This window comes from Acidovorax sp. sic0104 (genome assembly GCF_019219095.1).
Classification (GTDB): domain Bacteria; phylum Pseudomonadota; class Gammaproteobacteria; order Burkholderiales; family Burkholderiaceae_C; genus Acidovorax.
Map to the genome: position 1 here is coordinate 314,184 of NZ_JAHUWH010000003.1, position 20,102 is coordinate 334,285.

The window sequence follows — 20,102 nt, forward strand, 5'->3', positions numbered from 1 at the left end:
TGTCAATACAACACGCTGATTTGCGGCAGCGTTGCATTCAATTCTATTCGCATTTCAAGCAGCGACCGGGCTTGCAGGCGGTTTTGTCTCATACATGCCGTATGGGCAGCATCCCGTATTGACACCCCCATGGCGGCAAGGCACATAGCGCGGGCAACCTGCCCGCAAGCGGTCGAAAATGCGCGCGAGCCCTCGGCAAGAACCTCGCGGCGCACCGCCAAGGTGCGCGGCGCACCTCACCGAGGCGGGAGACTATTTCACCCGCGCACGGATCTCGGGCAACGCCTTTTGCAAGTAGTACACCATCGACCACACCGTGAGCACTGCCGATGCCCAGATCAGCCAGGTGCCCCATACGCCGGTGTCGATCATGCCGAACAGGCGGCCGTCGAACAGCAGGAAGGGAATGGCCACCATCTGCACCGTGGTCTTGACCTTGCCGATCATGTGCACAGCCACGCTTTTGCTGGCGCCTATCTGTGCCATCCATTCGCGCAGCGCAGAGATCGCGATCTCGCGCCCGATGATGATGAGCGCCACGAACACGTCGGCCCGTTGCAGGTGTACCAGCACCAGTAGCGACGCGCAGACGAGGAACTTGTCGGCGACGGGGTCCAGGAAGGCACCGAAGGACGATGTCTGGTTGAGCTTGCGCGCGAGGTAGCCGTCGAGCCAGTCGGTGGCGGCAAACACCACGAACATCGCGGTGGCGATAAGGTTGCGCGTGGCTGGATCGAGCGGCGCATAGAACACCCCCACGATCAAAGGTATCGCGACAATGCGCGTCCAGGTCATCAGCGTGGGGATCGTCCAGAACATGGCGGCGATTGTGTCACGGCCCGGGCTTGCCCCACGCGGCGCATTGGATGAACGCACCGCTGCTGCGGGCCATGTGACGCGGCAGCAACGCCCTGGGTCAGCGCAGGGCCCGGTAGATCTCCTCGGCCAGTGCGCGCGAGATGCCGTCGACGGTTGCCAGGTCCTCCACACTGGCCGACGCCACGCCGCGAACACCCCCGAAGCGCTGCAGCAGCCGCGCACGCTTCTTGGGCCCCACTCCGGCAATCTCCTCCAGTTGTCCGCCGCCCACCCGCACCTTGGCGCGCGCCGCGCGCATGCCGGTGATGGCAAAGCGATGAGCCTCGTCGCGGATCTGCGCCACCAGCATGAGCGCGGCTGAATCCTTGCCCAGGTATACCTTCTCTCGGCCGTCTGCAAAAACCAGTTCTTCCAGGCCCACCTTGCGGCCCTCGCCCTTTTCGACACCCACGATGCGCGTGAGGTCCAGCCCCAGGGCCGTGAAGACTTCGCGGGCCACGCCCACCTGCCCCTTGCCCCCGTCGATCAGCACCAGGTCTGGCAAGCGGGCCACACCCTTGGGCTTGACGGCACCCTCAGCGGCTTCGGAGCCGGGCGGCGGCGCCGCGGCAAAGTCGATGCCCCCGGCTTCGCGTGCGGCCTCCACCACCTTGCTGTAGCGGCGAGTGAGCACCTGGCGCATGGCGGCGTAGTCGTCGCCACCGGTGATGCCTTCGATCTTGTACCGGCGGTACTCGCTGCTTTGCATCTTGTGGTGGTGGAACACCACGCACGATGCCTGGGTGGATTCACCCGCCGTGTGCGAGATGTCGAAGCACTCGATGGTGAGCTGGTCCAGGTCCTCGGGCGGCAGGTCCAGCGCTTCGGCCAGCGCACGGGTGCGGGCCTGCTGTGAACCTTCTTCCGCCAGCAGGCGGGCCAGTTGCAGGCTGGCGTTCTTTTGCGCCATGTCCAGCCAGGCGCGGCGCTGCTCGCGTGGCTGGTGCACGGCCGTCACGCGCAGGCCCGACTGCTGGGTCAGCGCCTCCAGCAGCGCCTTGTCCACGGGCTCGCTGGTCACCAGCAGCGGCGGCACCGGCACGCCAGTGTAGTGCTGGGCTATGAAGGCTTCGAGCACCTGGACTTCCACCGGCCTGGTCGGATGGGCCGCGGCGCTGTCGGGACCATCGTCTTCGGTCTCTTCCGCGTAGATGGCCGCGGCGTCTTCCACATGCACCGGAAAGTACGGCCGGTCGCCCAGGTGGCGGCCGCCGCGCACCATGGCCAGGTTCACGCAGGCACGGCCGCCCTGCACCCGCACCGCGAGGACGTCCACATCCTTGTCGTCCGCGATCTCGATGGACTGCTGGTGCAGCACGCGCGACAGCGCCTGGATCTGGTTGCGCACCTCCGCGGCCTGCTCGAATTCAAGCAGGTCGGAGTGCGCCATCATGCGTTTTTCCATGGCCTGCAGCACCTCCTGCGTCTCGCCGCGCAGCAGCGCTTCGGCATGCTGTACATCGGCCGCATAGGCCTCGGGCGAGATCAAATCCACACAGGGTCCGGTACAGCGTTTGATCTGGTAGAGCAGGCACGGCCGGGTGCGGTTGGCGAACACGGTGTCCTCGCAGGTGCGCAGCCGAAAGACCTTCTGCAGCAACTGGATGGTTTCCTTCACCGCCCAGGCGCTGGGGTACGGCCCGAAGTAGCGGTGTTTCTTGTCGACCGAGCCCCGGTAGTAGGCCATGCGCGGAAACACCTGCCCTGGCGACTCGCCGCGCGCAGCACCGCCGGGCACGCCAGTGATCTTGAGATACGGATAGCTCTTGTCGTCCCGAAACAGGATGTTGAACTTGGGGTTCAGCGTCTTGATGAGGTTGTTTTCAAGCAGCAGCGCCTCGGCCTCGGAGCGCACCACCGTGGTCTCCATGCGTGTGATCTTGCTGACCATGTGGCCGATGCGCGTGCCGCCATGGTTCTTGGTGAAATAGCTCGACACGCGGCGCTTGAGGTGCCGTGCCTTGCCCACATACAGCAGCGCGCCCTGGGCGTCGAAATAGCGGTAGACACCGGGCAGCGCCGGCAGCGCAGCCACCTGCGCCAACAGTTCTTCGGAATGCACATCAGACATGGCGCGTATTGTGGCCCCACATCCGGATGCTACATAAACAATAGCTTCCGGCGCTTATTCATCAAGCGACAGCAGCTGCTTTTTTCTTCAAATCATTCAGCTTCGATCTTCGAAGACTTGACCACGCCGGCCCAGCCCGCCAGGTCGGTCTTGACCTTGTCGCCCAGCTGTTGCGGGCTCTGGTAGTCTGCCGTGGCGCCCTGCTCCTGCGCCTTTTGCTTGAACGCGGCACTTTGCACCACGGTGCGGATGTCGGCGGTGAGCTTGTCCACCACGGGCTTGGGTACCGCAGCGGGCACGAACACCGCAAACCACGACGTCGCGTCCACCTTCGGGTAGCCCGCTTCGGCGGTGGTGGGCACCTCGGGCAGGCTTGGCAGGCGCTCCTTGCCGGTCACGGCCAGCACGCGCAGCTTGCCGGCGGCGATGTGGGGCATGAAGGGCGGCGCTGTGCCAAAGGTCAGGTCCACCTGGCCGCCCAGCAAGTCCTGCAGCGCGGGGCCGGTGCCCTTGTAGGGCACGTGCACCATCTTCACGCCGCCCTGCTGCTCCAGCATGGCGCCGGTCACGTGCTGCAGCGAGCCGTTGCCCGATGAGGCGTAGTTGAGCTTGCCCGGGTTCGCCTTGGCATAGGCCACCAGTTCGGCCAGCGTCTTCACCGGCAGGTCGTTGCGCACCACGATGATCTGCGGGGCCGAGATCACATTGGCCACAGGCTGGAAGTCCTTTTGCTCCCACTGCGGCGCCTTGGTGAGGTGGGGCGAGATCACATGGTAGCCCGAGTACTGCATCAAGAGCGTGTAGCCATCGGGCTCTGCGCGCTTGACGGCCGCCGCCGCAATGCTGCCGTTGCCGCCGCCCTTGTTGTCCACCACCACGGACTGCCCCAGAACAGGCGTGAGCGCCTGGGCGAGCATGCGGGCCGACAGGTCGGTGGTGCCACCGGCGGCCGTGGGCACCACCATGGTCACGGGTTTGCTGGGGTATGCCCCCTGGGCCCGGGCGGGGGAAGATGCGCCGAGCGCCAGGATGGCCAGGGTGGTGGCGCCCAGGGCGGCCAATGCCGTGAACGGCTTGCGAGAGAAGGTGGTCATAAAGGTTTTGTCTCCGTTGTTGTGACTGCCAAAAAGTGGTGTCGCTGGCGAGGGGCCCACTATCGAGTCGACGCCTACCAGCTTGAACCGTTCACGCTGAGCTTGCCCAAGCGCCGCGCAGGGCTTCGACAAGCTCAGCCCAACCGGTGGGTTCGAGTTCAAAGACGCCGACGCAACAGGCGTGCGTGCTGGCCGGCGTGCGGGCTTCAATCGACCGTGGCGCCGGTTTCCTTCACCACGCGCTGCCAGCGGACCAGGTCATCACGCACCAGCGCACCGAGCTGGGCGGGCGTGCCCTTGAAGGGCTCACAGCCCACGGCGGCGAGCTTGTCGACCACGTCCTTGTGGTCCAGCGCCTTGGCCACTTCGGCCTGCAACTGCGCCACCACGGGCGCGGGGGTGCCCGCGGGGGCGAACATCGCGTACCACGGCGCCTGGCCGAAGCCCTTCAAGGTCTCGCCGATGGTGGGCGCGTCGGGCAAGGCGGCCACGCGCTTTTCGTTGACCACGCCCAGCACCTTGAGCTTGCCGGCCTTGATGAACGCGATGGCCGACGGCAGGCTCTGCACCGACAGCGGCACCTGCCCGCCCACCACATCCGTCGCTGCCGCGGCCGAGCCTTTGTAGGGAATGTGCTGCAGCTGAATGCCCGCCGCCTTTTGCAGCATCTCGCCGATCAGGTGGTTGAGGGTGCCGTTGCCCGCCGACGCGATCGAGTACTTGCCGGGGCTGGCCTTGGCCAGCGTGATCAGCTCGGCCACGTTCTTGGCGGGGAACGACGGGTGCGCCACCAGCACGTAGCCCGCCGTGGCGATGGGCGCCACGGGCTCGAAGTCCTTGACCGCATCGAAGCCTGCGTTCTTGTACAGCGCGGGGCCGATGACGTGGGCGCTGTCGGCCGTGACCAGCAGCGTGTAGCCGTCATGCCTGGCGCGCGCCAGGCCCGCGGTGGCCAGCGTGCCGCCCGCGCCGGGGCGGTTGTCCACCACCACGCTCTGGCCCATCTGCTCGGACAGGCGCTGCGCCAGTACTCGGGCGATGGCGTCGTTGGCACCGCCCGCGGCCTGGGGCACGACCAGGGTGATGGGCTTGGACGGAAATTTTTCTTGCGCCAGGGCGCCGAGCGAAGCGGCGTACAGCGCGGTGCCCAGCAGCAGCATGGCGTGGCGGCGGTGGAAGGTGGTCGTCCGGGTCATCGTTGTCTCCTGTTGTTGTGGGGATGGTCTTCGCTGCGGCTAGGCCCCGCCGCGCTCGCGCTGCAGCGCGCGGTCGCGGATGGCCTCGAAATCAGCAGGCACGGGGTGCAGGTGCAGCCGGGGGCCGGCCTTCACGATCTGGCTCGGAATGTCGTGCCCGATCAGGCCCGGCAGGCGCGCCGCGGCGGCCACCAGCGCGGGCAGGTCCACGCCGGTGTCATAGCCCATCAGCACGAGGGCGTGCACGATCTCTTCGCTGCATACATTGCCGCTGGCGCCCGGCGCATAGGGGCAGCCGCCCAGCCCGCCCAGCGATGCGTCGAAGCGGTCCGCCCCGGAATCGATGGCGGCCAGCACGTTGGCCAGCCCCATGCCGCGCGTGTTGTGAAAGTGCAGCGTGAAATCCACGCTCGGCCAGCGCGCCCGCGCGGCCGCCGTGATCTGCGCCACCCGGGTGGGAAAGGCCATGCCGGTGGTGTCGCACAGCGTGATGCCGCCCACACCCAGGTCCACGAACCGCTGCACCCAGCCGAGCACCGCGGCCTCGGGCACGTCGCCCTCCATGGGGCAGCCGAACACACAGGACAGCGACACGTTCACCGCCACATTCGCAGCCTGGGCCACGGCCACCACCTGCGCCAGCGCGGCGAAGGACTGCTCCTGCGTCATGCGCAGGTTGGCGATGTTGTGCGTGGCGCTCACGGACATCACCAGGTTCAGCTCGTCCGTGCGCGCCTCGATGGCGCGCTCGGCCCCGCGCAGGTTGGGCACCAGCGCGGTGTACACCACGCCCGGGCGCCGCTCGATCTCGCGCATCACGATCTCGGCATCGCGCAGCGCAGGGATGGCGGTGGGCGACGTGAACGAGGTGACCTCGATCTTCGCCAGGCCCGTGGCCGACAACGCGTTGACGAGCGCGATCTTGTCGTCGGTGGGCACGAAGGCCTGTTCCATCTGCAGGCCGTCGCGCGTGCCGACCTCCTGCATGTGGATGCGGCGGCCATGGCCCTGCCAGACGCTGGCGCCGGTCGAACGGGTGGTGGTGGTCATTGGATCACTCCCTTGCTGCGCAGCAGACCGATCTGCTCTGCCGTCAAACCGGCCTCGGCCAGCACCGCATCGGTGTCGTCGCCCAGGTGCGGCGCGCTCGTGCGGATGCTGCCGGGCGTGCCCGAGAGCTTGGGCACGATGCCCGGCACCTGCACGCTGTAGCCGTCGCGCGTTGGCTGGGTCAGCAGCATGTCGCGGGCCTGGTAGTGCGGGTCTTCGGCAATGTCCCGGGCTGTGTAGACCTTGCCCGCGGGCACACGGGCACCGCCCAGCGTCTCCATCACCTGCTGCACCGAGCGCGCGGCGGTCCAGCTGCCGATGGCGGCGTCGATTTCTGCCACCCTTGCCACGCGGCCCGTATTGTTGCCCAGATCGGGCGCGTCGGCCAGGTCCTGCCGGCCGATGGCCGCCATCAGCCGCTTGAAGATGCTGTCGCCATTGCCAGCCACCAGCACCCAGCCATCGGTGCAGGGGTAGGCGTTGCTGGGCGCGATGCCGGGCAATGCGCTGCCAGCCGCCTCACGCACCGCGCCGAAGGCGCTGTACTCGGGGATCAGGCTTTCCATCACGTTGAAGACGGCCTCGTGCAGCGCCACGTCGATCACCTGGCCCTGTCCGCCGTTGACCTTGCGGTGGTACAGCGCCGTCAGCACGCCGATGGCGCCGTGCAGCGCCGCCAGCGTGTCGCCGATGGACACGCCCACGCGCACCGGCACCCGGCCGGGCTCGGCGGTGAGGTGGCGCAGGCCGCCCATGGCCTCGCCGATCACGCCGAAGCCCGGCAGGTCGCGGTAGGGCCCCGTCTGGCCGTAGCCCGAGATGCGCAGGATCACCAGGCCCGGATTCAGCGCGTGCAGCGCCTCGGGCGACATGCCCCAGCCCTCCAGCGTGCCGGGGCGGAAGTTCTCGATCAGCACGTCAGCCTCGGCGATCAGGCGGCGGGCGATATCCTGGCCCTCGGCCTGGCGCAGGTCCAGCGCCACCGAGCGCTTGTTGCGCGACTGCACCTGCCACCACACGGAGGTGCCTTCCTTGATCAGGCGCCAGTTGCGCAGCGGATCCCCGCCCGGCACACCGGGCCGGTCGGGGTCGGCCGGGGCTTCGATCTTGATGATCTCGGCACCGAACTCGCCCAGCGTCTTGCCGCAGAACGGGCCGGCGATCAGCTGGCCCATTTCGATCACGCGCACGCCGTGCAGTGCCGAAGAGCCCGCGGCGGCTGACGGAAGGTTGTGGGGGGAACTCATGGAAATGTTGTCTCCTGCCGGGCACACCCCCGGCCTTCTGGCGCCGAATGATGCGCAGGGCACTCCACCACGTAAACCGCTGATGCACGAAGCTGCCATCGCAAACCGGCATGGTGGCGCAGTGACCAGCGTTACCATCGACTCCCCGCCACCTGCCCCGCCATGAAGCTCGACCCCGTCTCCCTGCGCCTCTTCGTTGCCGTGATGGAAGAAAGCACCATCGCTGCCGCCGCCGCGCGCGAGCACCTGGCGGCATCGGCCGTGAGCCGGCGCCTGGCGGACCTGGAGGGCACGCTGGGCGTGGAGCTGTTCACCCGCAGCAACAAGGGCACCGAGCCCACCGCCGCCGCCTACGCGCTGCTGAATCTGGCGCGCGGCGTGCTCAACGACCTGGACGGCATCGCCAGCCAGATGCGCGAATACGGCACCGGCGTGCGCGGCCATGTGCGCGTGGTGGCCAACATCTCGGCCATCACGCAGTTCTTGCCCGCACAACTGCAGAGCTTCATGGCGTTGCATCCGCAGGTGGATGTGCGGCTGCAGGAGCAGATCAGCACGTCGATAGCACAGTCGGTGGCCGAGAACGCGGCCGACGTGGGCATCCTCAATCAGGGCCAGTATGGCGACCGGGTGGTGCAGCTACCCTACCGCCAGGACGAGCTGGTGCTGCTGGTGCCCACGGGCCATGCGCTGGCGCGCCGCAAGTGCGCCCGCCTGGCCGACGCACTGCCCTACGACTTCGTGGGCGCGCACCCCGGCAGCGCCATCAACAACCAGCTGACCCGGGCCGCGTCCGAGGCCGGCCTGCCGCTGCGGCTGCGGATGCAGGTCACCAGCTATGACGCGCTGTGCCTCATGGTCGCCGCCGGCCTGGGCGTGGGCGTGATGCCGCGCGGCAGCGCCGCGCTGTACAAGGGCACGCAGCCGATCCGCGTGGTGACGCTGAACGAGACCTGGGCCCGGCGCCAGCTGGTGCTGTGCGTGCGCTCCGAAGAATCGCTCTCGAGCGTGGCCCGGCTGCTGGTGGATCATCTGCGCGCTGGCGCCGAACCGGAAGGCACCCCGGCATGACCGCCTCCGCCCTGCAATGGGACGTTTTCTGCCGCGTGATCGACAACTTCGGCGACATCGGGGTGTGCTGGCGCCTGGTCACGCAACTGGCAGCCCACCGCCAGCAGGTGCGCCTGTGGGTGGACGATGCCTCGGCCCTGGCGTGGATGGCACCCGGCGGGTGCCCCGGCGTGGAGGTGCGCGACTGGCATGCCCCGCCGCCCGCAGCCGCCGAGCGTGCGCCAGATGTGATGGTGGAGGCCTTCGGCTGCGAGATTGCTCCTGAATTCATAGCTTACAGCGCTCTCTCAGCAAGCGGTAGCGGCCAAAAACCTGTGTGGATCAACCTCGAATACCTGTCGGCGGAAGGCTATGTGGAGCGCAACCACCGCCTGCCGTCGCTGATCATGTCGGGCCCGGCGGCAGGGTGGACCCGCTGGTTCTTCTACCCCGGCTTCACGCCCGCCACGGGCGGCCTGCTGCGCGAAGATACCTTGATGGCCCGGCGCTCTGCGTTTGACCGCACCGCCTGGCGCGCCGCGCACGCAGCCGCATTTGGAACCGGATCGGCCGACGAAGCGGGGCTCTGGGTCTCGCTGTTCTGCTACGAGCCCCCGGCACTGCCCGCCCTGCTTCAGCAACTGGCCCGGCACAGCGAGAACCAGGCCACCCAGTTGCTGGTGGCGCCGGGCCGCCCCGCAACCGCCGTGCGGGCGGCCCTGCACCCGGACAAGGTAGAAAATGGCCTCCAGCGCATACCAGTCAAGCGCGAGCAGCTATCGATTTCATACCTGCCGCCCCGCCCCCAGCCGGCTTTTGACGAAATGCTGTGGGCCTGTGACCTGAACCTGGTGCGCGGCGAAGACTCGCTGGTGCGGGCCCTGTGGGCCGGGCAGGCGCTGGTCTGGCACATCTACCCCCAGGACGACAACGCGCACCATGACAAGCTCCGGGCATTTCTCGACTGGCTGCAGGCGCCGGCGTCGCTGCGTGCATTCCATGCCGCCTGGAATGCTGTCGATGACACCCCCCTGGCCCTGCCCGATGCGACTGTCCTGGCCGAATGGACCGCCTGCGTGCAGGCCGCCCGCACCCGGCTGCTGATGCAGCACAACCTCGTGGCACAACTATTGGGCTTTGTCGCCGAAAAACGGTAAAATCCAAGGCTTTGCGCAAAACAGGTGCGGCACATCGGTGCACAGCACTTGCGCATTCCCGCCGCGGAACATGCATCGGCACGGCGCGCCTACTGCCCCTCCCAGAGGAAGGCAGCAAGCCACCGGCCCGCGCGTTGAGCGGCCCCAACCCAAGCAACTCGCTATGAAAATCGCTCAAGAAATCCGCGCCGGCAACGTGATCATGCACGGCAAGGACCCCATGGTTGTCCTGAAGACCGAATACGCCCGTGGCGGCCGCGGCGCAGCCACCGTGCGCATGAAGCTCAAGAGCCTGATCGGCAACTTCGGCACCGAAAACGTGTTCAAGGCCGACGACAAGATCGACAACGTGATCCTGGACAAGAAGGAGTGCACCTACTCCTACTTCGCAGATCCCATGTATGTCTGCATGGACACCGAATACAACCAGTACGAAGTCGAAGCCGAAAACATGGGCGACGCACTGAACTACCTGGAAGACGGCATGTCCCTCGAAGTGGTGTTCTATGACGGTAAGGCCATCTCGGTCGAACTGCCCACCAGCGTCGAGCGCGAAATCACCTGGACCGAACCCGCCGTCAAGGGCGACACCTCCGGCAAGGTCATGAAGCCCGCCAAGATCGCCACCGGCTTCGAAGTGCCCGTGCCCCTGTTCGTCAGCCAAGGCGACAAGATCGAAATCGACACCCGCACCGGCGAATACCGCAAGCGCGTCTGATCGACCGAACACCCGAAGCTGCCTGCAGCTTCGTTCGGCCCGCAAAAAAGGCTTCCCTCGGGAAGCCTTTTTTGCTTTTTTTCGGTGTATTTTCTCGCTCCAGCGCTTGATGGGCAAGCGCTGGCAGCTATTCAAACCATAGCAAATCAGAGTATCCCGGCCGTCGTCACACCGGCACGGCCACGAGGTCGTGCCCCTGGGTGCCCACGATGCGTGCGCGGGTGAACTCGCCCACCTTGAGTTGCTTGCTGATCTTCTCGGGCGGCAACAGGTGCACCACGCCATCGATCTCGGGCGCATCGGCATAGCTGCGGCCCCGGCCGCCCTTCTTGCCCAGCGCGGGCGCGTGGTCCACCAGCACCTGCATGGTCGCGCCCACACGGCGCTGCAGCCGGGCGATGGAGACTTCCTCGGCAACCGCCATGAAGCGGGCGCGGCGCTCTTCACGCACTTCCATGGGCAGCATGCCCGGCAGCTCATTGGCCGCCGCCCCATTCACGTCACTGTAAGCAAAGCAGCCCGCACGGTCGATCTGCGCCTCGCGCACGAAGTCGAGCAGGTGCTGGAACTCTTCTTCCGTCTCGCCCGGAAAGCCCGCAATGAAGGTGCTGCGGATGACCAGCTCGGGGCAGACCTCACGCCAGCGCTGGATGCGCTCCAGGTTGCGCTCGCCGCTGGCTGGACGCTTCATGCGCTTGAGGACATCGGGGTGGCTGTGCTGCAGCGGCACATCCAGGTACGGCAGCACCTTGCCCGTGGCCATGAGCGGAACGATATCGTCCACGCTGGGGTAAGGGTACACGTAGTGCAGACGCACCCAGGCGCCATAGGGCTCGGCGATCTCGCCCAGCGTCTGCACCAGCTCCAGCATGCGGGTCTTCACAGGCTTGCCGTCCCAAAAGCCCGTGCGGTACTTCACGTCCACGCCATAGGCCGATGTGTCTTGGCTGATCACCAAAAGCTCCTTCACGCCGCCTTCGAACAAGGCCTTGGCCTCGCTGAGGACATCGCCCACAGGGCGCGAGACCAGGTCACCGCGCATGGAAGGAATGATGCAGAACGTGCAGCGGTGGTTGCAGCCTTCGCTGATCTTGAGGTACGCGTAGTGCTTGGGCGTGAGCTTGACGCCCGCAATGCCGAAGCCGCCGGGCACCAGGTCGATGAAAGGATCGTGCGGCTTGGGCAGGTTCAGGTGGACCGCGTCCATCACCTCCTGGGTGGCATGCGGCCCGGTCACGGCCAGCACGCTGGGATGCATCTCGCGCACCAGGTTGCCGCCCGCTTCGGAAGCGCGCGCGCCCAGGCAGCCGGTGACGATCACCTTGCCGTTTTCAGCGAGGGCCTCGCCAATGGTGTCCAGGCTTTCCTTGACGGCATCGTCGATGAAACCGCAGGTGTTGACGATGACCAGGTCCGCGCCGTGGAAGGTCTTGGAGGTCTCATAGCCCTCGGCGCTCAGTTGCGTGAGAATGAGTTCGGAGTCCGTGAGGGCCTTGGGGCATCCAAGGGATACCATACCTATACGCGGTATCCGGGCCGCTTGTTCAATCGTTTCAGTCATTGTGGGGGTGATTTTGAAAGGTCTTGTCTACAGCTACATGCGGTTCTCTGATCCGCGCCAGGCCGCTGGCCACAGCCGGGAACGCCAAGAGGCATACGCAGCAAAGTGGGCAGCAGAGCACGGACTGCAGCTGGACGACAAGCTCACGATGCTGGATGAAGGCCTATCGGCCTACCACCAGCGGCACGTCAAAACGGGGGCGCTGGGGGCGTTCCTGGCGGGGGTTGAGGCCGGGCGGATCGCAGCAGGATCGGTGCTTGTCGTAGAGGGGCTAGACCGGCTCTCACGCGCCGAGCCGATCCAGGCCCAAGCGCAGTTGGCCCAGATTGTAAATGCCGGCATCACTGTGGTCACTGCCAGTGATGGAAAGGCCTACAGCCGCGAGCGTCTGAAAGACAACCCCATGGACCTGGTGTACAGCCTTCTCGTGATGATCCGGGCGCATGAAGAGAGCGACACCAAGAGCAAGCGCGTGAAAGCCAGCATTCGGCGGCTCTGCGAGGGCTGGAGGTCCGGCACCTATCGCGGCCGCGTGCGCCAGGGGCACGACCCGGACTGGCTGCACGAGTCGCCAGGCGGACCCAATGGGGGATGGGAGTTTGTTCCCGAGCGCGTAGCGGCCGTGCGCAGGGCCATCGCGCTGTATGTGGAGGGCAAGGGAGGCAAGCGCATCGTAGAAATACTGGATGCGGAAGGGCTGCAGCTGTACGGCACGAGCGATGCCAACCACTCTCCGCAGATTTACCGCCTCATCAAGCTGCCGCAGCTGGTAGGCAACAAGCCCGTGAGCGTGGACGGGGAGCAGTTCGTGCTGGAGGGCTATTACCCGGCCATCCTCAGCCAGGCTGAATACGACGAGCTGCAGCGTGTGGCCGCCCAGTCCGGCCGCCGCCGCGTGAAAGGCGAGCTGCCGCACGTCATCACCGGGCTGGGCATTACCGTGTGCGGCTACTGCGGCCGACCCATGGCCGGGCAGAACCTGGCCACAAAACCCCGCCTGCCAGATGGGCGGATTCGTGACGGCTACCGGCGCCTGCTGTGCGCATCGAACGCGGCGTATGGTGGCGGCTGTGCGGTGCAGGCCAGCACCAGCGTGGCACCGATAGAGCGGGCCATCATGGCCTACTGCAGTGACATCGTGAACCTGCAGGGCCTGTTTGGTGCCGACCGCACCGAGGCACCCCGCGCGCACGTGGCCAAGGCGCGCACGCGCGTGCACGAGATCGAGGCGCAGCTAGAGAAGATCACGGACGCGATGCTGGCCAGCACCGCCGAGGGCACGCCCATGGTATTTGCCCGCCGCGCCCGCCAGCTGGAGAACGAGCTGCAGGACGCGCACAAGGCCCTGCAGGATGCAGAGCACGAGTTGGCCAGCGTGGCACGCAAAGACACCACCGGCGCCGACGAAGCCTGGCGCGCACTCGCCGCCGGCGTGGAGGCCCAGGACGTGGACGCCAGGCTGCGCGCCCGCCAGCTGGTGGCAGACACCTTCGAGCGCATCGTGGTTTACGCACGCGGCATGCGGCCAGATCCTGAGGCTGGCGAGCGCAACTATCAGATTGACCTGGTGCTGGTGGGAAGGGGCGGAATTTCCAGGGCGCTGCGGCTTGACCGTGAAGGTAATCTTGTAAGCGGGTTTGACGCACCCCATGGGCTTGCAAACGCTCAGACGCAAGAATTTGCAACCTAGCCAAATTCTTACAAAACGGATGCAGCGATCGGGACAAATTTGGGGGTATGCAAAGTCCTTTACAGCCGATTTCCTACGCCCCCCGAAATGCGTTCGCCCCAATTGATCTTTCTGCCAAATGGCATGAAGGCGTCGTGTCGAAGATCAAGGTGCTGCGGTTCGCCGCCCTGTCAGGCCTTCAGAGCTATGAGAACGGGTCGTATCTGCTGCCACAGGCTACCGGCGTGCTTGAGATTACAGGGCACCGAGCGGGAACAGTTCGGACGGAACTGATCATCGGCTTCTCCAATAGCCTCGACCTACCCCCGCCGACCTTCACTCTTGATGAAACGACGGCAGCGGGCACGCTTTCCTTGCCTTCAATCTTGTTCGCGCCGTTTCTGCAAATTGCAGGCCAGCCGAACTGCCATTTCCGTCTGAGCAGTGACGGCACACTCAATGGGCTTGCGTCCGACCCTGCAATGTTTAAGCAGTGGAGATGAGCACGGATTTCGACATCAGGGTATTGTCTTACACCAGTGCCGGCTTGCAGTGCATAACATCCTTAAGCCGCCATCCCCTGGCGGCGAACCATCCCCTTTCTTGCTTTCGGCAAGTTGAGCCCTCCCTATCGGAGGGCTTTTTTTGGCCTTCGCTTTTGGCACCGCCTGAATATGTCTTTTGATATAGGCCTTAAATAACCAAGCCTATAGAATCCGCCATCTTCATATTCGCCCAGAGAACAAGAATGCCCCAGGACTTTCTGCGTCAGCTCGCTCACGAGTCTCTGCCCCAGACCTTTCGCGACGTCGCTTCTGTGGACAAAATCCGCGTTCTTGTGGCTGCTGAGCTGGTGGAAGCAAGTCTTCCGGCGCCCGGCGAAGAAGGGGAGGCAGTCGTCAAAAAAATCACTCCGCTGGGTCGTGCAACTGCAACCACCCCGCGCCGGCCGGCAAATTGACGCCGCTCAGGGACAACCAATTGGAATCCGGTCGCGCATGACTTAAAGCTGTGGTGCCGGGACCCATCGGAGCCGGCTACCAACCACGCCCCTCACCGCCGTCTTCCTTAGACATCTCCGTGACCTCAGGTCTCTCATCGAAAATCTCCACTGGCGCGAGACGAAGCAGATCCGTTGCCTGTTCCATGGTGCCGGTCAGCCATGCATCAACATCCCCCAGCTCGATGGGGATCACACTGCGTTTGTCTTGCCGCTCAAGGGGCAGCGGCTCCTTCGTCACCTTGTCGATTTCCGGCTTGTGCATGCGACTCATCAAGGGGTGTGAGTTGGCGTGTTTGGTCAGCATGCTGTAGCTCTCGTGGACCTCGCCTGTCTCGTAATTGGTCCACGCATTCCAGATGCCGGCAAGACCCCATAGATCGCCATCGGCCCTGCGGAACGCCCAGGGGATGTGTCTACCCGTTTCCCAGTTCGGCTCAAAGAACGCTTCAGCGGGGATGATGCAGCGCTGCCCACGCTGCCACGCGGTCTTGAAGCTGGCCTTCTCGATCAGCTCCTCCGAGCGCGCGTTGTTGGTGGAGTAAGGGTAGTCCGCCGTCTTCGCAAACGCCGGGATCAGACCCCACCGGCCAGCAAGCATCTCTCGGCTGTAGCCGGCCTCGGCCCGCGCGCGCCGAATGAACAGCCCCTGGCCCTTGGGGAACAGCACCTTGTTAAAGATGCGCGCCTGGTTGCGCGCGTCGATGCGCCACAGCCTCTCTGCGGCTGCTTCGTCAGGTGAGACATATCGATTGCACACGCCTGCACTGTACACCGAAAGCCCAAAACACTGTATGCTTTCACAGTGTTTTGCGAAGTCATCCCCCTCCGATCCCAAGGCTTACGCCTGCGCCCGAACGAATGGCCCGAGCCATCACGCGGGCTGCTGCGCATAAGCCACATGTCTTACGAGGACTGCTCAGCCAGACGCACGGTGCGGCGCGTGGATCTCCTGGGCGAGTGGGTATCCCACCCCATCACGCTGCTGATCTTGTTCGAGCCCGACTTCGTTGACGTCGTGGGCGATGGCTTTCTGCTTCGCGGGCATGTCATCGATTCGGCCTCGGGTCGATCCTATGAACACGAGCAGCTTTGGCTTGTGCGGCCGTGCCCCGATCCCAAGGCGCCACCGCTGGCCAAGTTCGATGCGCGCAAATGGATGAAGCGCCTGCCGGTGGAAGAGCGCAATGGCAATGAAACCTCAGTGAGCGAACAATGGCACAAGACCCACGCCTAGACCTAGGCCCCTACCCTACGCTGCTGCGGATGCCGACCTGGTACGGCGGCATGCCAGATGAGATGGTGTTGCCACTGGAGCCCACGGCCTACCGCGTTGAGCAGGTTGAACCGGATCGGTGGACCGTGACGGTGAAGCATACAGGCGAAGAGCTATACCGGGGGATAGGCCCGGTCGAAGTAGTGGAATCGCCGGCGCCGTTTTAGGCGGCGGGCCTCCTCCAACCAACCCGGCTGCCAATGCGACCCCGGCGAGAGCGGTAATAGAGATAGATGGCGGATTACCCGTTCAGGGGCTTGCGGCAACCACCTGCTGCACTGTCATCTGTCCATTTCGAGGTTTGACACGGCTGATGCCTGCAATACACTCTCTCGGACTCTCAGGACCGCGATGCTACTCTCTCCTAAACCATTCCTCGCTGCGACAGCTCTTTTATTGTCCAGTGTAATCGTACACGCACAATCTGGATGCCCCTCCACTTATTTGGAGGGCAACAGATCAAGCGACAGGTCGATCGAAGATTTTTTTAAATCAATCTCCGCAAGCGGCAATCAAGCAAATATATTCCTTGATTGGGTTGAAGTCAGAACCATGAACTCTGGCGACATAAGGTCACTGCAAGGAAAACCATTCCAACAGTGGAGCCGCGACGACTGGCAAAATTTAATCTCCGTACTGCGATCTCTGCCCACACAATCCAATTATTTGGCATCACATCTGCAAGGGACAACCCCCGCTTTAAAACAAGAAGTATTATCAAACTTAGAAAATAAAATTTCCGTCGTACGCTGCTACTCCGAAGCCATATTGGCTGCTCAGGCGGGAAAATCTAATGCCGGGAAAGATTCTGAGCGATCACTGTCTATGACTGGGAAGTCAACGGGCCGGTCATCAGATAGATCATCTGATTCGAGATCGGCGCCTCGCGAAGCTACTGAAGCATGTCGAGGAAATGCCGACTACGTGGGTGTACGCGGAAACGAGCGCGCTGTGTACATCCGAAATTGTTTAAATGATCGCGGACATAGCTCATCAGCGGATGATACTGTGGCAACGGAGGGCGACCTGCCAGCAACTGATGGAGGAAAGAATCGAAATCCCGCTGCCTTTAGGTATGATTCCCACAAAAATCAGTGCATTTCAGTAATCCAGTCACCTTCAGGCGGTCCATATCAAGGCATCCGCAATTCTTGTGGCTTTACGGTAGATGTAATTTTTTGCATTGAAAATGGCGTAGACGCGAAGGGTGATTGTTCCAAAAGAAATTTTAAGAGATTATCTTTAGCCGCTGGAAACTATGAGGTTATAGACTCCTACCAAGGCGGTATGACCGCTAAAGTATTCGCCATTGCTTGTCGCGAGCCTTACTACACCGCCCCGTCCAAGACAACATTCAAAGGTGACAAAATTGCCGGAGATTGCCAAGCAGAGAAAAAGCGATAGGACTTGATTGAGATCGCCTCGCTAAATTCGTTTAGTAAGTGGCAACCTCTGCCACAACCCTATAGTCAATTCCCGTCCCAGCGCAGGGTGATCAGTCTGCTGGCGCGCATTCAACCGCTTGACGATCTTGGGACAGGTCGAAACCTTTCGACCACCTAGTGCGAATAGGCCTGCACTCTCACTGCCTAGCCTCAATGGGAGCGGTGCAAACCACCAAGGCGGCGCGCATCTTGATTTCGTACGCCTCCCGGCGGTCGATCTCTGCCAACGCAGCCCGCTGCAGCACCCAAGGTGGCGCGCCTGGCGCCAGCGCCTCGGTGGGCATGAGGGGCCGATCTGGCACCACCTCATCACACACCACCGGAACGGGCACGTTCACGCGCACGTGCTGCGATGTTCCAGCACAGCCCGCGCCCAGCAAGGCTGCGGCCAGCACTGGAACAAAAAGCACCTGGTGCTTTCTGAAAATTGTTCCACTCATTTCCCGGCCCTCCCCTGCAACCATTCGTCGCCCAGCGCCTGCATGCTGGCGCACATATCGCCTGGCACCTTGGGTTGCAGGCCCAGGGTGTAGTCCGCGCGGGCGTTGAGGCCCTGCGCGGCCGTGGTGGCTGCAGCTCGCGCCGGCGCGGCCGCTGCAGCGCGCTTGCGGCCCAGCTCGTGCAGATCCTCCACCGCATCGCTGCAGGCGGTGGCATCGGCGCGCGCCTGGTCCCGCTGGCCTGCGGCAGCCGTGGTTTCGTCGCGTTGGCCCAAGTACGCCCGGCCCAGCCAGGCGTTAGCGGCCAGGCTGATGACCAGGGCCACGATCACCGGATTGATAGCGGGCAGCATTACGGCAGCTCCTGAATGCCCAGCTGCGTGCCAGCGTCCGTGATCGTGATCACGCGGTTGGCAGGCTTGTCGGGTACGCGGGTGGATACGTGCACCCATTGCTTGCCCTTCACTCCCTCTAGGATGAGCTGGCCGATGCCCAGGACCGACACCAGCGGGGCCAAGGCCTTGGCCACCTGATACGCCGAGCCGTAGCCAGGCGCGACGATGTCGGCCGCGTGGCCCTGCGTGTGGTCACTGCTGGTGACGCCGCCCACGGCCTTGTTCACGTCGCGGCTGCGGTAACCGCTGGTGACCGTCACGGGCACGCCGAGCTGGCGGCGGATGGCCTCCAGCATCTCAGCTGTGAGCACCAGGCGGGGCATCAGCTCGGGCGGCAGCGTGTTGTCCAGGCCAAGCTGCCGGGCTTTGTTGCTGGCCGTCAGCTCGGCCAGGGTGAAGTGCTGTGTGAGTTGCATGGGTCAACCTTCTTTGACTCGGGTACGAACGATGAGGACCGCAAAGCCCAGCGCTATGCAGGTGTCCTGCAGCGTGGGCAGTTGCGTGGGCATGAGCAGCGGCCAGATGGCGCCGCTGCGGTTCATGGGCAGGAAGGGCATCAGCGGCGCCAGCAAGGCCCCTGCCGCGCCCAGGGCGAGCAGCAGCCAGGCCAAGGCCTTGAGCCAATCCGTGGCCCGCTCGCGCGGGGTGAGGCCCGGCCTGCAGGGCGCGGTGCGCTCCAGCTTGTTCAAGGCCTCAGCGAGGACCACCAGGCCAGAGAACCAGTGCACCGCCTGCAGCGCGGCAATGAGCAGATCGCTTGTCATGGCATGCCCCCGCTCTGCGTTGCGGCAGGCACCTGCGGTTGCCCGCTGAGCCTGCGTATGGCGAACATCAGCACCTGCTGCGCACCGCCCCCGACTGCGAAGGCCGCACCCAATAGCAGCGCCTCTGGCACCTGCGCGAAGAGCATGGCCAGCGGCGTGAGATAGCCCGCTGTCAGGCTGCTGGCGAAGGCCACCGCCATGCGCCGCAGCGTGGTGCGCAGCAGCTCCATCCAGCTGTCGATAGAGCCTGGCACGGCGTTGAGCAGGATGATGGCCACCAGGCTCCCGGCAAAGCCAGCAATCAGCAGATCTGCGCGCAGGCCCAGCGGCACACCAAAGGCAGAGATGGCCGAGGTGGACGCGGCCGCCACGGCGACCGTGGCGATGCCGGCGGCGGTAGAGGTGGGCTCAGGCATCCGGCGCCCCCCACACCGGCAGCACAGACCAGGTGACAGGGGCGCGCAGCTCGTGGCCATCGATGGGGTACCAGGCCTGCAGGCCCGTGGGCTCGTGCCACACGTTGCTGACCTCATACCCCACCCGCACGCGCTGGTGCAGCTTGCCCACCAGCTGCTCCATGGCCACGATCTGCCAGGCATCGCCACAGCGGTACACGGCAACGTTCTGCCCGCGCCAAACCTGCACGCCGGCGGACAGGTCCACCGGCATGCCGCGCGCCCAGGCCTCGTACTCCCCGGCATTGCGCCTGTACCAGGCCTTGCGCGACTTCTGGCTGCGTGGGTGCTCGCCCTTGCACCAGTAGTTCGCGGCGCGGGCCTCGGCCGTGTCGTCCAGCCATGCACCAGGTGCAGGCCTGCCATCTGGCCACGGCACGTTGTCGCCATGGGCTGTGATGTTGACCATGGGCGCGATGTCCCATGCAGCCAGATCCGGGCGCACGTCGCGAAGGCGCTCGGCCGCCCAGGGCAGCAGCTTGGCGATCTTGCCGGCGCGGAACAGGCGCACCCGCCACTTCGCCCAGGTGAGGCCCTTGGCGCGCTCGCGGGCGCCCTCCAGCGCATTGACGGCGGCCGCGTGGTAGTGCTCGGGTACACCGGCCGCCTGCAGGTGTTGGATGAAATTCATGGATATCCCTTCAAGCAAAGAAAAA

The 20,102-nt window shown here is 64.7% G+C and carries 22 protein-coding genes; 8 read left to right on the top strand and 14 right to left on the bottom strand.

The features are described 5' to 3' along the window. Positions 1-252 precede the first annotated feature (252 nt). From pgsA to KW835_RS07925, 6 genes are all read right to left on the bottom strand, one after another. Complete coding sequence (gene pgsA, locus KW835_RS07900; RefSeq protein WP_218381795.1) at positions 253-819, bottom strand: CDP-diacylglycerol--glycerol-3-phosphate 3-phosphatidyltransferase; 567 nt, start codon at positions 817-819, stop codon at positions 253-255. A 97-nt stretch (positions 820-916) separates the two neighbouring features. Continuing rightward, positions 917-2,929, bottom strand: a complete 2,013-nt coding sequence (uvrC, locus tag KW835_RS07905) for an excinuclease ABC subunit UvrC (RefSeq protein WP_218381796.1) — start codon at positions 2,927-2,929, stop codon at positions 917-919. 92 nt (positions 2,930-3,021) lie between these two features. Beyond that, positions 3,022-4,023, bottom strand: a complete 1,002-nt coding sequence (locus KW835_RS07910; RefSeq protein ID WP_218381797.1) for a tripartite tricarboxylate transporter substrate binding protein — start codon at positions 4,021-4,023, stop codon at positions 3,022-3,024. 206 nt (positions 4,024-4,229) lie between these two features. After that, entirely contained in the window at positions 4,230-5,219 is a 990-nt protein-coding gene (locus KW835_RS07915; RefSeq protein WP_218381798.1) for a tripartite tricarboxylate transporter substrate binding protein, read from the bottom strand. 39 nt (positions 5,220-5,258) lie between these two features. Continuing rightward, the gene (locus tag KW835_RS07920) at positions 5,259-6,269 is read right to left on the bottom strand and encodes a hydroxymethylglutaryl-CoA lyase (protein WP_218381799.1); all 1,011 of its coding nucleotides are present in this window, start codon (positions 6,267-6,269) and stop codon (positions 5,259-5,261) included. Further along, positions 6,266-7,516 carry a CaiB/BaiF CoA-transferase family protein gene (locus KW835_RS07925; RefSeq protein WP_218381800.1) on the bottom strand — a complete coding sequence of 417 codons (1,251 nt, stop codon included), beginning with the start codon at positions 7,514-7,516 and terminating at the stop codon, positions 6,266-6,268. Before KW835_RS07925 ends, KW835_RS07920 begins: the two co-directional genes overlap by 4 nt. 162 nt (positions 7,517-7,678) lie before the next feature. Between KW835_RS07925 and KW835_RS07930 the strand changes: the two genes are divergently transcribed. From KW835_RS07930 to efp, 3 genes are all read left to right on the top strand, one after another. Continuing rightward, positions 7,679-8,587, top strand: a complete 909-nt coding sequence (locus KW835_RS07930) for a LysR family transcriptional regulator (RefSeq protein WP_218381801.1) — start codon at positions 7,679-7,681, stop codon at positions 8,585-8,587. After that, positions 8,584-9,723, top strand: coding sequence for an elongation factor P maturation arginine rhamnosyltransferase EarP (gene earP / locus KW835_RS07935; RefSeq protein ID WP_218381802.1), 1,140 nt, complete (start codon positions 8,584-8,586; stop codon positions 9,721-9,723). Before KW835_RS07930 ends, earP begins: the two co-directional genes overlap by 4 nt. Positions 9,724-9,886: 163 nt before the next feature. Further along, entirely contained in the window at positions 9,887-10,441 is a 555-nt protein-coding gene (gene efp, locus KW835_RS07940; protein ID WP_218381803.1) for an elongation factor P, read from the top strand. Between the two features lie 166 nt (positions 10,442-10,607). Here efp and rimO read toward each other — a convergent pair whose 3' ends face one another. Then, the gene (rimO, locus tag KW835_RS07945; RefSeq protein ID WP_218381804.1) at positions 10,608-12,002 is read right to left on the bottom strand and encodes a 30S ribosomal protein S12 methylthiotransferase RimO; all 1,395 of its coding nucleotides are present in this window, start codon (positions 12,000-12,002) and stop codon (positions 10,608-10,610) included. 37 nt (positions 12,003-12,039) lie between these two features. Here rimO and KW835_RS07950 point away from each other — a divergent pair, with 37 nt between their 5' ends. The 3 genes from KW835_RS07950 to KW835_RS07960 all read left to right on the top strand — a co-directional run bounded on the left by KW835_RS07950 (position 12,040) and on the right by KW835_RS07960 (position 14,632). Then, a complete protein-coding gene (locus tag KW835_RS07950) occupies positions 12,040-13,692 on the top strand; it encodes a recombinase family protein (protein WP_218381805.1) in 1,653 nt (550 codons plus the stop codon). Between the two features lie 134 nt (positions 13,693-13,826). After that, complete coding sequence (locus KW835_RS07955; protein WP_218381806.1) at positions 13,827-14,174, top strand: hypothetical protein; 348 nt, start codon at positions 13,827-13,829, stop codon at positions 14,172-14,174. A gap of 245 nt (positions 14,175-14,419) precedes the next feature. Then, positions 14,420-14,632: a hypothetical protein gene (locus KW835_RS07960; RefSeq protein ID WP_218381807.1), complete on the top strand. Its 213-nt coding sequence runs from the start codon at positions 14,420-14,422 to the stop codon at positions 14,630-14,632. A 76-nt stretch (positions 14,633-14,708) separates the two neighbouring features. Here KW835_RS07960 and KW835_RS07965 read toward each other — a convergent pair whose 3' ends face one another. Then, positions 14,709-15,446: an SOS response-associated peptidase family protein gene (locus KW835_RS07965; RefSeq protein WP_339385518.1), complete on the bottom strand. Its 738-nt coding sequence runs from the start codon at positions 15,444-15,446 to the stop codon at positions 14,709-14,711. Between the two features lie 126 nt (positions 15,447-15,572). On the opposite strand from KW835_RS07965, the gene KW835_RS07970 reads away from it, so the two are divergent. Next, positions 15,573-15,908 (top strand): hypothetical protein, encoded by a 336-nt coding sequence (locus KW835_RS07970; RefSeq protein WP_218381808.1) that lies wholly within the window; start codon positions 15,573-15,575, stop codon positions 15,906-15,908. Positions 15,909-16,499: 591 nt separating this feature from the next. Continuing rightward, positions 16,500-17,351, top strand: a complete 852-nt coding sequence (locus KW835_RS07975; RefSeq protein ID WP_218381809.1) for a hypothetical protein — start codon at positions 16,500-16,502, stop codon at positions 17,349-17,351. A gap of 178 nt (positions 17,352-17,529) precedes the next feature. Here the strand turns inward: KW835_RS07975 and KW835_RS07980 are convergent, their stop codons facing one another. The 6 genes from KW835_RS07980 to KW835_RS08005 are packed head-to-tail and all read right to left on the bottom strand — an operon-like array spanning position 17,530 to position 20,077. Further along, a complete protein-coding gene (locus KW835_RS07980; RefSeq protein ID WP_339385519.1) occupies positions 17,530-17,802 on the bottom strand; it encodes a hypothetical protein in 273 nt (90 codons plus the stop codon). 26 nt (positions 17,803-17,828) lie between these two features. Further along, a complete protein-coding gene (locus tag KW835_RS07985) occupies positions 17,829-18,185 on the bottom strand; it encodes a hypothetical protein (RefSeq protein WP_255593371.1) in 357 nt (118 codons plus the stop codon). Beyond that, positions 18,185-18,643 carry a D-Ala-D-Ala carboxypeptidase family metallohydrolase gene (locus KW835_RS07990; RefSeq protein WP_218381811.1) on the bottom strand — a complete coding sequence of 153 codons (459 nt, stop codon included), beginning with the start codon at positions 18,641-18,643 and terminating at the stop codon, positions 18,185-18,187. The genes KW835_RS07985 and KW835_RS07990 overlap by 1 nt, the downstream gene beginning before the upstream one ends. A 3-nt stretch (positions 18,644-18,646) precedes the next feature. Then, positions 18,647-18,991 (bottom strand): hypothetical protein, encoded by a 345-nt coding sequence (locus KW835_RS07995; RefSeq protein ID WP_218381812.1) that lies wholly within the window; start codon positions 18,989-18,991, stop codon positions 18,647-18,649. After that, positions 18,988-19,407, bottom strand: a complete 420-nt coding sequence (locus KW835_RS08000) for a hypothetical protein (RefSeq protein ID WP_218381813.1) — start codon at positions 19,405-19,407, stop codon at positions 18,988-18,990. The genes KW835_RS07995 and KW835_RS08000 overlap by 4 nt, the downstream gene beginning before the upstream one ends. Beyond that, complete coding sequence (locus KW835_RS08005) at positions 19,400-20,077, bottom strand: hypothetical protein (protein WP_218381814.1); 678 nt, start codon at positions 20,075-20,077, stop codon at positions 19,400-19,402. Before KW835_RS08005 ends, KW835_RS08000 begins: the two co-directional genes overlap by 8 nt. Positions 20,078-20,102: the final 25 nt, after the last annotated feature.